Below are 13,295 nucleotides of genomic sequence, written 5' to 3' on the forward strand. Positions count from 1 at the left end.
GTCCAATGAATTTCCGTTCCGCCGCCACCGCCCTGGCCGCCACCCTGGTGGTGGGCCTGGCTTCCGCCCAGACGCCGCTGCCGACTCCGGCCACGCCGGCGCCCGCCGCCGCCGCCGCCCCGGCCACCGTCGCCACTCCGCCGGCCCCGGCGCCAAGCGTGTCCAAGGCCTGGGTGCTGATGGATTACGCCACCGGCCAGGTGCTGGCTGGTGAAAACATCCACGAGCAGCTGGCCCCGGCCAGCATCACCAAGGTGATGACGTCCTACGTGATCGCCGCCGAGGTCAAGAACGGCAAGGTCCGTGCGGATGACCAGGTGATGATGAGCGAGCGCGCCTGGCGCGAAGGTGGCGCCGGCACCGATGGCAGCTACAGCGGATTCCCGGTCAACCAGACCGCGCGCCTGGAAGACATGGAAAAGGGCATGGCGATCCAGTCCGGCAATGATGCCGCGATCGCCTTGGCCGAACATGTGGCTGGCAGCGAAGAGGCCTTTGCCTCGCTGATGAACAGCTACGCCGCCAAGATCGGCATGAAGGACTCGCACTTCGTCAACGCCCATGGCCTGACCGCGCAGGGCCACCACAGCACCGCCTACGATCTGGCGCTGCTGGGCCGCGCGATGGTCCGCGATTACCCGGAAACCTACGCGTACAACAAGATCAAGGAATTCCAGGTCGGCAACATCAAGCAGCCGAACCGCAACCTGCTGCTGTGGCGCGATGGCAGCGTGGACGGCATCAAGACCGGCCACACCTCCGAGGCGGGCTACTGCCTGATGAGCTCGGCCCAGCGTGGCGACCAGCGCCTGATCGCGGTGGTGCTGGGCGGTGCGTCGGAGAAGCAGCGTGCCGATGACAGCCTGGCCCTGCTGAACTGGGGCTTCCGCTTCTTCGAGACCCACCGCCTCTACGAGCCGGGCAAGGCCGTGGCCGAGCACAAGGTCTGGAAGGGCACCACCGACAAGGTGCAGCTGGGCGTGGCCCAGCCGATGCTGGTCAGCGTGCCGCGCGGCCGCTACAACGACCTGAAGCCGAGCATCGACGTGCCCAAGACCCTGGAAGCACCGTTCACCGCCGGCCAGCAGATCGGTACCGTGAAGGTCACCCTGGATGGCAAGGTCATCGCCGAGGCACCGCTGGTGGCCGTGGCTGCCGTCGAGCAGGCCGGCTTCTTCAAGCGCCTGTGGGACAGCTTCTGGATGTGGTGGGAATCGGAGTGATCCACGCTCAGGTGTGGTGAACGAAAAGGCCGGCGAATGCCGGCCTTTTCGTTTCTCTGTTGGAACGCGATGCGGGCTTGAATGGAGAACCTTGAAGTTTCACGGGGTGCGCTGCTGGATGTACCAGTAGGCACGTTCGGCCAGCGCCTCGGTCTCGGCCGAACACAGATGGGCGCGGCCGTCGTTGACCACGCCCATGCTGTTTACTCCCACAACGATTCCATGGCCGTTGTCGAAATCAAACGCTTCCAGCACCGGTCCGCCGCTGGAACCCGGGCCCTGCACGCAGACAAGGCCCCACTGAAGAATCTTCTCCGAACCGAAGGGTCGACACGGTGACAGTTCAACGCGTGAAGTGGCGCAATAAGCCAGTTGCTGGCCGGTGTATTCGGGATTTCCGAATTCGTACCAGGGTGTTGGCGGGATGAGGCCGATGCCATTGGCTGAAACGGGGTAGCCGAACGTAACGCGGGGACCGGTTGCGGGGCGCTCATCGAAGCGAATGGCCTGGCTGCCAGCGTGGCGCGCGGGCCCCTGGCCGGATGCATCGGTGTGGGTCTGCAGGAAACTGGTGTCGAGTGCGCCGGAAATTGAGGCCTGCGGTGCGACGATCCGCCGTACTGGATACTTTCCCAGCGGCGCAGTGCCATTCTCGAAAAACGGTGCGAAGAGAAGGTGGCGACTCCAGTGGACGGCACCGTGCTCGTCCAGCTGCGCAAGGCAATGCCATGCTGTCACCAGGATGTCGCCACCAAGGCTGTCGACTACGGTGGCGGTGCACGAAGCGTCCTCGCCATCCGGGCGGGTCAGGAAAAGCCGCCCGACACCAGCAGGGTGTGGGCCTGTGCCCCGCCATGGGTCACCGTCGGTCTGCAGTGGATCCGGCCCCGGTGGCTTGATGGCAGCTTCTCCCTTGTCGGGTACGGCAGCGAGTCTTTCATTCGTCCAGTAGGCGAGGACCTCTTCCTGTGAGGTCTCCATCCAGTGCTCAACCAGATCGCCAGCCGACGCAGTGGTCGAGAAGGTGGCACATGCGGTGATTGCTATGCCCAATGCCATGCGAAACGCATGTGGACGATGGTGCATGACAGGACCTCTGCTCGGAGTGCGAACAGAGATAGCGTGGCGCCAGCGGTCGTGCCATGAGAGAAGTTGTACTTTCAGCACGCTTCGTCGCTGGCCTGTGATCGGGTGGACCCAGTCGAGCGCCAACGCGGCCTGGAGGTCACCCGTTTCGGCCTTTGCCCGGGCAATGGCGCCGAGTCATGCCCGGCGGAAGAAATGCCTTATGCAGCGAACGATGCAAACCGGTGTGCCGACCAACGGTCGGCACCTACCCGCTTCACCATCAGCCCCTCGCTTACAGCGAGCGGCTGATGGTGAAGCTGCCGAACACCGGCGACTGGCGCTGGCCATTGAACTCGCGGGTACTGTGGTAGCGCGCCACTGCGAACTTCCAGCGCCCGCGCATCACTGCGACGCCGTAGCCCCCCTGGGCCACCACGTGGCGCTTGTCCACGCTGTGGCTGTTGCGGAAGGTGTTGCCGTCCAGGGTGATGTCGCGGATCACCCATGCCGCGTCGGTGGTCGCAAACAGGTGCCAGGACCAGCCGCTGGGGCGGCCGCCACGGGTCGGCGCGGTGTTCTCGCCGGCCGGGCGCAGCGGCGTGCTGCCAAAGTCGTCGGGCAGCTTCCAGCCGAAGCGCACTTCGCCACCGGCGTTGGCCTTGGTTTCCAGGTTGCCGATCGCACCACCATAGTGGCTGATCGCATCCCAGCCCCAGCCGCCGGCATTGACGCTGGCATCGGCCGGCCAGCGGCGCATGCGCTCGTGGGTCAGCATGAACACCGGCTCGTTGTGCAGCTGGTTGTCCCAGCCCTCGAACTTCTTGTCGCCCAGGATGTTGTGCACGGCATCCTGCACCTGCTTGCCCTGTGCCCACGGCCCGACCACGCCCACGGCCAGCTGGGTGGTCTGCAGGCGGTCGCCGCTGCGTGCGTTGAAACCGAAGCTGGCCAGCAGCACGCCGGCATACGGGCGGTCATCCTCGATCAGGTCGCGGCGGGTCGGGTCGGTCGGGGTGAAGATGCCCTGGCCGATGCTGAAGATCATGTTCTGCTGCTCGAACCTGCCCGGGTGCAGGCCTTCCAGGTACTGGTTCACCCAGCGCGCCATGCGCGGCAGGCAGGGGTCGTCGGTGTAGTCGACCAGGTTGGGCGAGACCAGGGTCAGCTGCGCGCCGTTGGTATAGCCCTGGTCCTGGTGGCGGCCACCAAACAGGTCGTTGTCGACGCGGAAGTTGACCTGCGGCGGGTGGTCGCGCATCGCGTCCGGGCCACATTGTTCGGCCGCCTGGGCGGCAAGGGGGAGGGTGGCGGCCAGCAGGCCGGAAAGCCCGATGACTGCGACGCTGCGCATGGATGGAATGCTCATGGGGAAGGGGGCGGTTGTCTGTCGATTTATGCAACGACACGGTACGCGTGAGTACGTGACGGAACGAGCGCTTTCCGATCACTTGTCTGTTCCGAAAACAACATTGTCCGGGGGGCACAATTCGTTACATGCGTGCGATCGGTGCCATGGCCGGATCCGGCCCGGAGCGCGCCGGTTCCAGTCAGCTGGCGTTTGGCCACCAGGGGCGCCGCCGCTCGCTGCAACGCAGCGGCTCGCCCGTGCCGCCTTTGACTTTGATGAATACTCTTGGGTTTGTTGCCCTGCGGCCCGATAATGGGTCCATGGAAATCAAGTCCGACAACCCCGACCACGGCTTCCAGTTCCCCGGCCAGTTCGAGCTCAGCGCCATGGGCCCGGCCAACCGCGGCCTGGAACATGAGCTCCCCCGCCTGCTGCTGGCTGCCGGCATCGATGTCGTCAATGAACGCATCAGCTGGAAGCATTCCTCCAACGGCAAGTACGTGTCCGTCCGCATCGTGTTCAAGGCCGAGAGCCGCGAACAGTACGACCTGGCGCACCAGGCGCTGCGCGACCACCCGGAAGTGAAGTGGACGCTGTAGCCGACAGCTGCCCGGCCGACGCCGCCCCGGAAGACCGTGCGCCGCGTCCGGCGCTGGTGCGTGACCTCGGCCGCCAGGCGTACGAGCCGGTGTGGCGCGCCATGCAGCGCTTCACCGACCAGCGCAGCGACACCGATGCCGACGAACTGTGGGTCGTCGAGCACGACCCGGTGTTCACCCTGGGCCAGGCCGGCAAGGACGAGCACGTGCTGGCGCCGGGCGACATCCCGGTGCTGCATGTGGACCGTGGCGGCCAGGTGACCTATCACGGCCCCGGCCAGATCGTGGTCTACCCGCTGCTGCGCCTGCCGCGCCTGGGCATCGGTGTGCGCGATTACGTGTGCCGCATCGAGCAGGCCATCATCGATACGCTGGGCGAGTGGAACATCGGTGCCGAACGTCGCGAAGGTGCCCCGGGCGTCTATGTTGGCGGCGCCAAGATCGCTGCGCTCGGCATCCGCGTGCGTCGCGGCTGCACCTTCCACGGCCTGGCCTTCAATGTGGCCATGGACCTGGAGCCCTTCCACCGCATCAATCCCTGTGGCTATCAGGGGTTGCAGGTGACCTCGGTGGTAGACTTGGGCGGTCCCTCCGGGATGGAGGCCGTCAAGCCGGTGCTGCTGGACCACCTGGCCCGCCAGTTCGGCCTGCTGCTGCAGCACACCCCCGAACTGCCCGATCTTTCTGCGGCCGCCTGACCGCCCCCGGAACTGCCATGACTGAAACCACCGCCCGTTCCATTCCCCTGCAGATCGTGCAGGGCGACTCCCCGTCCGCCGCGCCGTTGCAGGCCGGGGTCAAGCAGCTGGGCGGTGACAAGATCAACCGCTCGCCGGTGCAGTTCGCCGACGCGCCGGTGCTGCGCAAACCGTCCTGGATCCGCGTGCGCATTCCTTCGGGCAATGCCGTGCAGAACCTGAAGGCCAAGCTGCGCGAAAACCGCCTGGTGACCGTGTGCGAGGAAGCCAGCTGCCCGAACATCCACGAGTGCTTCGGCCACGGCACCGCCACCTTCATGATCCTGGGCGAGGTCTGCACCCGCCGCTGCTCGTTCTGCGACGTGGCCCACGGCCGCCCGAAGCCGCCGGATGCCAACGAACCGGCCAGCCTCGGCCAGACCGTGGCCGACATGGGCCTGAAGTACGTGGTGGTGACCAGCGTCGACCGCGATGACCTGCGCGACGGTGGTGCCCAGCACTTCGTCGACTGCATCACCGCCATTCGCGAGAAGTCGCCGGGCACCCGCATCGAAGTGCTGACCCCGGACTTCCGTGGCAAGGGCCGCATGGAGCGCGCGCTGGAGATCCTGGCGCAGAACCCGCCGGACGTGTTCAACCACAACATCGAAACCGTACCGGACCTGTACCGCAACGTGCGCCCGGGTGCGGACTACCAGTGGTCGCTGAACCTGCTGAAGAACTTCAAGGCCCAGCACCCGGACGTGCCGACCAAGAGCGGCATCATGCTCGGCCTGGGTGAAGACTTCGAACAGATCAAGGCCACCATGCGCGACCTGCGCGCGCATGACGTGGACATGATCACCATCGGCCAGTACCTGCAGCCGACCGCACACCACCACCCGGTGCTGAAGTACTGGACCCCGGAAGACTACAAGGCGCTGGAGGACTACGGCTACGAGCTGGGCTTCAGCCATGTTGCTTCCGGCCCGATGGTGCGCTCGTCGTATCACGCCGACGTGCAGGCCAAGGGCGCCGGCGTCTCCTGAGGTGGGAGCGGACCGTTGGTCCGCACGCCTTCGCCTGCATTCACAATTTGCTACACCGGCCCGGCTAGGCTGGTTTTCCACCGAGCGCGGCCGGGTGACAAACCCGGCAACTTTCGGCACTGTCGTGGTGTCTTAACACCCCGCAGTCTTCCCCTTGGCAAGGCGCCTTCGAGCACGTCAATGAAATTCAAAGCCCCCGCATTCCTGATGGCCCTGGCGCTGGTCGCGCCACTGGCGTTGGCGGCCAAGGCCGACTCGCCCGCATTGCCCGCGGCGGCCACCGCCGACCAGGTGACCACCTCCAAGCTGGTGTACGGCCTGCTGTCCGACAGCCGCTACGCCTATCGCCCGCGCGCGCTGGACGAGGCCACCTCCAAGGACGTGTTCAAGCGCTATCTGGAAACGCTTGACGGCGGCAAGCAGTACTTCACCCAGGCCGACGTGGCGCGCTTCGCACCGTTCGAGGCCAACATCGCCTCGGCCATCCGGGGCGGCGAGCTGGAGCCGGCGTTCCAGGTGTTCGCCGTCTACAAGCAGCGCGTCGGCGAGCGCGTGGCGTACGCGCGCAAGCTGCTCAAGCAGGAGCCGGACTTCACCACCGACGAGCGCTTCGAGTACGACCGCAAGAAGGTGCCGTGGGCGGCCAGCAGTGCCGAGCTCGATGAGCTGTGGCGCAAGTCGGTGAAGAACGATTGGCTGCGCCTGAAGCTGGCCGGCAAGAAGCCGGATGACATCCGCAAGACGCTGGACAAGCGCTACGCGACGCTGGAGAAGTCGGTCAATGAACTGAAGGGCGAAGACGTCTTCCAGTTCTTCATGAATTCGTACACCAGTGCCGTTGACCCGCACACGGATTACTTCACCCCGCGCACCGCCGAGAACTTCAACCAGGCGATGTCGCTGTCGCTGGAAGGCATCGGTGCGCAGCTGCAGCGCCAGGACGATGTGGTGGTCATCCGCGAGATCATTGCCGGTGGCCCGGCCGCAGTGGATGGCACGCTGAAGCCGGGTGACCGCATCGTCGGCGTTGGCCAGGGCAAGTCCGGCCTGGTCGAGGACGTGATCGGCTGGCGCATCGACGATGTCGTGGCCAAGATCCGCGGCGCCAAGGACACCCAGGTCAAGCTGGAATTCATCCCGGCTGCCGAAGGCGCCGATGGCAAGCACCACACCCTGGTGCTGACCCGCCAGAAGGTGCGCCTGGCCGAACAGGCCGCCAAGGGCGAGACCATGACCATCCCGGCTGCCAACGGCGAGCCGGCACGCAGGATCGGTGTGATCAAGCTGCCGACCTTCTACCAGGACTTCGAAGGCCGTCGCCGCAATGCCGCCGACTACGCCTCGGCCACCCGCGACGTGGCCAAGCTGCTGGCCGGCTTCAAGAACGACAAGCTGGACGGCGTGGTGCTGGACCTGCGCAACAACGGCGGTGGTTCGCTGGATGAAGCGATCGAACTGACCGGCCTGTTCATCGAACAGGGGCCGGTGGTGCAGGTGCGCGAATCCGGTGGCCGCGTCACCGTCAACAGCGACCGCAACCAGGGCGTGGCGTGGGACGGCCCGCTGGCGGTGCTGATCAACCGTGGTTCGGCCTCGGCCTCGGAGATCTTCGCCGGTGCCATCCAGGACTACGGTCGTGGCCTGGTAATCGGTGAAACCAGCTTCGGCAAGGGCACCGTACAGAACATCGTCGACCTTGACCGCTGGCCGAGCGGCGAGACCCAGCGCTTCGGCCAGGTCAAGCTGACCATTGCCCAGTTCTTCCGCATCAGCGGCAGCAGCACCCAGCACAAGGGCGTGGTGCCGGACCTGGCGTTCCCGGCCAGCGTCGATGCCACCGAGTTCGGCGAGAGCACCTACGACAACGCACTGCCGTGGACCCGCATCGCCGCCGTGCCGCACACCCAGTACGGCAACTTCGCGCCGTTGCTGCCGAAGCTGGAAACCCGTCACGATGCGCGCATCGCCACCGACAAGGAGTTCCAGTGGTGGAACGAGGACGTGCAGCAGTTCCGCACCGAAGCGGCGAAGAAGTACATCTCGCTCAACGAGGCGACCCGTCGCGCTGAGCGCGAGCGCCAGGATACCCAGCGCAAGGAGCGCCAGGTGCAGCGCAAGGAGCTGGGCCTGGCCCTGGACCCGCTGGCCGATGACAGCAGCGATGACGGCCTGACCGGCAACGAGCGCGACATCGTCAAGGATGCCGCGCGCGAGAAGGCTGCCGAAAAGCGCCCGGACCCGCTGCTGCGCGAGTCAGCCTCGATCCTGGCCGACGCGGTGAACCTGCTGGCCAACGACCGCCCGCTGTCTGCGCAGGTGCTGCCGCAGTCCACCGGTGCCGGCCGCTGGGCGGACTGAGCCGGCGACGGCATGTGATACCCGAGGGGCCGGCATTGCCGGCCCTTTTTTCGTTTGGGGGACCTCGTTCACGGTAACGCCGTGCCATGCGTGGCGGGGCGAAGTGCCACAAACGACTTAATCCCCTCCGTCCCCTTTTCCGTGCATGAACCGGCAGCAACGGCGGGGGCTGGCGGGCGTACTTTCGACCTGCCGCACACGGCCGCAGGACTACCCTTGGCGGTACCGTCCTCGCAGGAGTACCCATGCGGGCCTCCCGTCTTTCCAGTGTTGCCGTGGCGCTCGCCAGCGCCCTGATCCTGTCGGCCTGTGGTGGCCGCGCTGCTGACAGTACGTTGCTTCGCGAATCCTTTGATTCCGGCGACACCTTCTCGCGCACCGTTGATGGCCGTCCCGGTGACGCCTGCGAGGCCGCACGGCGCACCCTGCTCAGCCAGGGCTATGCCATCGCCCGTTCCGACGCGGCGCAGGTGGAAGGCAACAAGAACTTCCAGCCGCGCGAGGACGATCACGAGCAGCTGGTGCTGCGTATTTCCTGTGCACCGCGCGGGAGCCAGACACTGGTATTCGTCAGTGCCGTGCAGGATCGCTATGCGTTGAAGAAGAGTCCGACCTCGGCCAGTGTTGGCGTCGGTGCGCTCGGATCTGTATCGCTGCCGTTCGGCAGCAATGACGACTCGCTGGTGAAAGTGGCCAGCAGCACGGTTACCGATGCTGAGTTCTATCGTCGCTTCTTCCAGCGCCTGCAACAGTACCTTCCGGCGGAGGCAGGCAAGCCCGTTCCGCCCGTGGTCACAACCCCGGAGCCCGCACCGGCGAGCACGGACCAGGATTGAACGTGCGCGGCAGATGGATGGGCGTGGCCCTGCTGCTGCCGGCGCTGGGCGCGGCAGCCACGCCGCTGGACTGTACCCAAGGCCTGCTGCAGCGCCTGGGGTGGCACTTCGAAACACGCGCGATCGGTACACCGCAGGTGCATGGTGGCCCTGTGTGCACGCGCGCGTCGCTGCCGGACGCTCAGGCGGCAGGCGATCTGCGCGTGCAATGGCCGGCGGACATGCCCGCTGCAGCGCGCAAGGCGTTGCTGCAGCAGGTGCTGGACGATCCGGCTACGGTTTGCGCCTACGCCTTCCAGCTGGGTGCAGCCACGCAACGTGCCGCTGCTGCACTGCAGGGCAATGCAGGATTCCGCTTCTCTGGCCTGCAGCTCGGTTGGATCGGCTTCGGCCTGCACGGAGCACACGCGCAAGGCTGGCAGCGCACGCGAAGCTTCGGCCGTGGTTTCGTGCCCATCAAGGGCAACAGCCAGGCGCTGCAGGCGTTCTACAGCGGCAATGTACGCGCCGAATGTGGAGTCGGTCGCCAGGTCGCACAACTGGCCACACAGCGCGAGCTGTATGGCGATGCGGCCTTCGACGCTGGATTCTCCGCAGAAGAACTGTCGATCGGTACGTTCCTCGCGCTGCACGATACCGACAGCATCCTGCTTGGCGCACACGCCGGTGACTACTTCGCCGATGGCAAGGCGGTGCGCACCTCGGCGATGGGCCGCCAGGCCTTCGTCGGTGTGCCTGGTTTCATCGAACATGTGTACGACAAGGGCATGCTGGACGACCTGAGCAACCAGGCCGAAAACTTCGTGGTGGTGTCGGTGGGCGAGGAGGCCGCGCAGGCGTTGGCCGCGCACGGCGGCCTTGCCTGGTACGACCAGCGCAATGCCGAGCTGTGGGCGCTGGCGCAGGACATCCCGCGTATCGGCCGGCGCTACTTCGAACGCCTGTTGTTCGAGCGCGACCCGGACCTTCGTGCACGGCTGGAACCGCGCTACCACGCCACGCTGGCACGCATGGACCGCCTGCTGGACGATCCGTTCTACCAGCAGTTCGTGATCTATGTGCATCCGCGCGGTATACGTCCCATCGGCTACCACATCGCCCGCCTGCTTGACCGCAACCCGCGAACCCCCTTTTCGATCGACCTGGCGGTGCACAATCTGCATACCACGCTCTACCGGCGTTGGCGCGAGGCGCAGCTGCGCCACTGCGCGGCTACCGGCAGGCCAGGCAGCCTGACCCTAGACCCCAACTGAAGGTGAAACAATGGATATTGCAATGATCGGCCTCGGCCGCATGGGCGCCAACATGGCCCAGCGCCTGCATCGCGGCGGCCACCGCGTCGTCGGCTACGACCCGGGCGAAGGTGCCCGCCAGCGCGCCGCCGAGGCCGGCCTGGAGGTGGTCGATTCGCTGGCCGCCGCGGTGGCCGCGCTGCCGGTGCCGCGCGTGGTGTGGCTGATGGTGCCGGCCGGCGAAACCGTCGACCAGACCCTGGGTCAGCTGACTCCGCACCTGGCCGAGGGTGACATCGTCATCGACGGCGGCAACTCCAACTACCAGGACTCGATCCGTCGCGCCAAGGCGCTGGCCGAAGACGACCTGGGCTACGTCGACTGCGGCACCAGCGGTGGCGTGTGGGGCCTGCAGGAAGGCTACAGCCTGATGGTCGGTGGTGAAGCGGCGGTGGTGGAGCAGATCGCACCGCTGCTGCGCACGCTGGCACCGGCCGAAGACCGTGGCTGGGGTCGTGTCGGCCCGTCCGGCGCTGGCCACTTCACCAAGATGGTCCACAACGGCATCGAGTACGGAATGATGCAGGCCTACGCGGAGGGCTTCGCGCTGATGGAGCGCAAGCAGGAAATGGAACTGGACCTGGCCCAGGTGGCCGAAGTCTGGCGCCACGGCAGCGTGGTGCGTTCGTGGCTGCTGGACCTGAGCACCGAAGCCCTCAAGCGCAATCCTTCGCTTGATGGCATTGCCCCGTACGTGGAGGATTCCGGTGAAGGCCGCTGGACCGTGGCCGAAGCGATCGCGCTCGATGTGCCGGCACCGGTGATCACCTTGTCGCTTCTGGAACGCCTGCGCTCGCGCGAATCCAATTCGTTCACCGACCGCCTGCTGTCGGCGATGCGCAACGAGTTCGGCGGCCACGCGATCAAGAAATCGTAAGCACGAAGCCGGGGTCGGATCCCTTTCCGCAGGAAAGGGCTCTGACCCCATGCAGGCAGTCGAGCATGGCTCGACTCTGCAAAAGCCGTCTCCGATGGCTTCCACGTCGATGTGTCGACCAAGGTCGACACCTACCGTCGGGCGCGGGACTCTGTCGAAGGCGGGGTGGGTCCGGCTCCCGCAACCGGACCCATCCTGCCATCTCACGGATTGCCGGTTTTTGCCGTTGCTGTTGAGGTTGCCGGCCAGCGGCCGGCACTACCACGGGTGCAGGGCGCAGCCCTGCCGATCACCCCAACGCGATCCGCCGCCCTTCGCGCGCACTGTCCATGCCTGCCTGCAGCAGCCGCATCAGCTGCAGCGCCTGCACCGGATCGACCGTGGCTTCGCCGTCGCCATGCATGGCCGCGGCGAACTGCGCATACAACCGACGGTAGTCACCGGGCAGATTGTCGACGGTGCTGCGCTGCACGTTGTCCTCGGCATCACAGCGCACCAGCTCGCCATGCCGCGGGTCGATGCCCCAGCCGGGCGCACCGGGCGCCACACCGCGGCGCAGCTGCGCTTCCTGTACATCCAGGCCGTGCTTGATCCAACTGGCCTTGCTGCCATGCACGCTGAAATGCGGCGTGGGAGCTGCCACCAGGGAACCGGAATGCACGATCGCGCGATGCCGCGGGTAGTGCAGCACGGCGTGGAAGTAATCGATGGCGCTGCCGCCATCGCGCTGCACGGCCAGATCAGCATCGATCGCTTCGGGCCAGCCGAACAGCACCAGCATCTGGTCCAGCAGGTGCGGGCCCAGGTCGTACCACAGGCCACTGCCGGGACCGTCCTGCTCGCGCCAGCGGTCACGCACCTGCGGGCGATAGCGATCGAAATGCACATGGCACTCGGCGATGTCGCCCAGTGTCCCGTCCGCAAGCAGCGCCTGCAGCGTGAGGAAGTCGGCATCGAAGCGCCGGTTCTGGAAGACGGTGGCGATGCGTCCGGCATCGCGTGCCGCAGCCAGAACGGCTTCGGCTTCAGCGACATCCAGCGCGAACGGCTTGTCGACCAGCACGTGCTTGCCGGCGGCCAGCGCTGCGATCGCCAGCGGCGCGTGCTGTTCATTGGGCGTGGCGATCACTACGGCATCCACCGCCGGGTCGTCGAACACCTCCTGCGGCGTGGCACGCACGTGCACGTCACTGAACGCGCGCAGCAACGTGTCTCGCTGCGAACTGACGATGCTGTGCAGCACCAGGCCGGGTGTGTGCTGGATCAGCGGTGCGTGGAAGACACGGCCGGCGAGGCCGTAGCCGATCAGGGCCAGTTGCAGGTCGGGGCGCATGACAGAGCTCCGGCAGTGGGGAAGGGCAGGGTAAACGACGCGGGCTCACGGGCCAAAGCTGAACGGTTGTCGTTGCAGATAGCCCGATTCACAGCGGCATGACCGCAACCCCACGCCTGCTCTACGCCGGGTTGTCCAGACTGGCAGCACATTCCGAAGGAGTACGACACGATGAGCAATACGACCCGCACGCTGATTGCCTCCGCCCTGACGCTGGGCCTGGCGCTGTCCTCCTCGGCCGCATTCGCCAAGGATCCGGCCGCGAAGAGCCCGCCGACCAGCGCGCACCCGGCGACCCATGCTGATCGCCACGATTCCAACGAGCCGGTGACCGATACCTGGATCACCACCAAGGTGAAGGCCGACCTGCTCGCCAGCAGCAACGTTCCGGGTACCGAAATCAAGGTGGAAACCGTGAACGGCGTGGTCAGCCTGAGCGGTGCCGTAGCGAGCCAGGCCGAGAAGGACAAGGCCGTCACCACCGCCAAGGGCATCAAGGGCGTGACCCGCGTTGATGCAGCCGCATTGAAGGTCAGCGCTGCCGCCAAGCGCTGAACCTGATGGGCGCCCCCTCGCGGGGCGCCCGTTGAGCTGTAGGGCCGCGGCCATGTTCGGCTGGAACTCCAAGGCAGCCG

Annotated in this window: 12 protein-coding genes; 9 read left to right on the forward strand and 3 right to left on the reverse strand. The window is 66.3% G+C overall.

Features of this window, described 5'->3' with window-relative positions:
- Nucleotides 1-5 precede the first annotated feature (5 nt).
- The gene (locus AC5P9F_RS04765) at nucleotides 6-1,223 is read left to right on the forward strand and encodes a D-alanyl-D-alanine carboxypeptidase family protein (protein ID WP_005411069.1); all 1,218 of its coding nucleotides are present in this window, start codon (nucleotides 6-8) and stop codon (nucleotides 1,221-1,223) included.
- A 99-nt stretch (nucleotides 1,224-1,322) separates the two neighbouring features.
- Here AC5P9F_RS04765 and AC5P9F_RS04770 read toward each other — a convergent pair whose 3' ends face one another.
- Nucleotides 1,323-2,282, reverse strand: coding sequence for a trypsin-like serine peptidase (locus tag AC5P9F_RS04770; protein ID WP_148239701.1), 960 nt, complete (start codon nucleotides 2,280-2,282; stop codon nucleotides 1,323-1,325).
- A 301-nt stretch (nucleotides 2,283-2,583) separates the two neighbouring features.
- Nucleotides 2,584-3,642, reverse strand: coding sequence for a lipid A deacylase LpxR family protein (locus tag AC5P9F_RS04775; protein WP_171968432.1), 1,059 nt, complete (start codon nucleotides 3,640-3,642; stop codon nucleotides 2,584-2,586).
- A 317-nt stretch (nucleotides 3,643-3,959) separates the two neighbouring features.
- On the opposite strand from AC5P9F_RS04775, the gene AC5P9F_RS04780 reads away from it, so the two are divergent.
- From AC5P9F_RS04780 to gnd, 7 genes are all read left to right on the forward strand, one after another.
- A complete protein-coding gene (locus AC5P9F_RS04780) occupies nucleotides 3,960-4,238 on the forward strand; it encodes a YbeD family protein (RefSeq protein WP_005411067.1) in 279 nt (92 codons plus the stop codon).
- A complete protein-coding gene (gene lipB / locus AC5P9F_RS04785) occupies nucleotides 4,226-4,936 on the forward strand; it encodes a lipoyl(octanoyl) transferase LipB (RefSeq protein WP_099484073.1) in 711 nt (236 codons plus the stop codon). The genes AC5P9F_RS04780 and lipB overlap by 13 nt, the downstream gene beginning before the upstream one ends.
- Nucleotides 4,937-4,953: 17 nt before the next feature.
- Nucleotides 4,954-5,964 carry a lipoyl synthase gene (gene lipA / locus AC5P9F_RS04790; protein WP_111173743.1) on the forward strand — a complete coding sequence of 337 codons (1,011 nt, stop codon included), beginning with the start codon at nucleotides 4,954-4,956 and terminating at the stop codon, nucleotides 5,962-5,964.
- A gap of 180 nt (nucleotides 5,965-6,144) precedes the next feature.
- The gene (locus AC5P9F_RS04795; RefSeq protein ID WP_005411064.1) at nucleotides 6,145-8,322 is read left to right on the forward strand and encodes a carboxy terminal-processing peptidase; all 2,178 of its coding nucleotides are present in this window, start codon (nucleotides 6,145-6,147) and stop codon (nucleotides 8,320-8,322) included.
- Between the two features lie 245 nt (nucleotides 8,323-8,567).
- Nucleotides 8,568-9,158, forward strand: a complete 591-nt coding sequence (locus AC5P9F_RS04800) for a DUF2242 domain-containing protein (protein ID WP_024957044.1) — start codon at nucleotides 8,568-8,570, stop codon at nucleotides 9,156-9,158.
- Between the two features lie 17 nt (nucleotides 9,159-9,175).
- Nucleotides 9,176-10,411 carry a hypothetical protein gene (locus tag AC5P9F_RS04805; protein ID WP_060381026.1) on the forward strand — a complete coding sequence of 412 codons (1,236 nt, stop codon included), beginning with the start codon at nucleotides 9,176-9,178 and terminating at the stop codon, nucleotides 10,409-10,411.
- 10 nt (nucleotides 10,412-10,421) lie between these two features.
- Nucleotides 10,422-11,327, forward strand: coding sequence for a phosphogluconate dehydrogenase (NAD(+)-dependent, decarboxylating) (gene gnd / locus AC5P9F_RS04810; protein WP_005411061.1), 906 nt, complete (start codon nucleotides 10,422-10,424; stop codon nucleotides 11,325-11,327).
- A 289-nt stretch (nucleotides 11,328-11,616) separates the two neighbouring features.
- Here gnd and AC5P9F_RS04815 read toward each other — a convergent pair whose 3' ends face one another.
- Nucleotides 11,617-12,660: an oxidoreductase gene (locus tag AC5P9F_RS04815; protein WP_100438130.1), complete on the reverse strand. Its 1,044-nt coding sequence runs from the start codon at nucleotides 12,658-12,660 to the stop codon at nucleotides 11,617-11,619.
- A gap of 171 nt (nucleotides 12,661-12,831) precedes the next feature.
- On the opposite strand from AC5P9F_RS04815, the gene AC5P9F_RS04820 reads away from it, so the two are divergent.
- Nucleotides 12,832-13,215, forward strand: a complete 384-nt coding sequence (locus tag AC5P9F_RS04820) for a BON domain-containing protein (RefSeq protein ID WP_005411059.1) — start codon at nucleotides 12,832-12,834, stop codon at nucleotides 13,213-13,215.
- Nucleotides 13,216-13,295 lie beyond the last annotated feature (80 nt).

This window comes from Stenotrophomonas sp. YJH_SMC_4 (assembly GCF_059371575.1).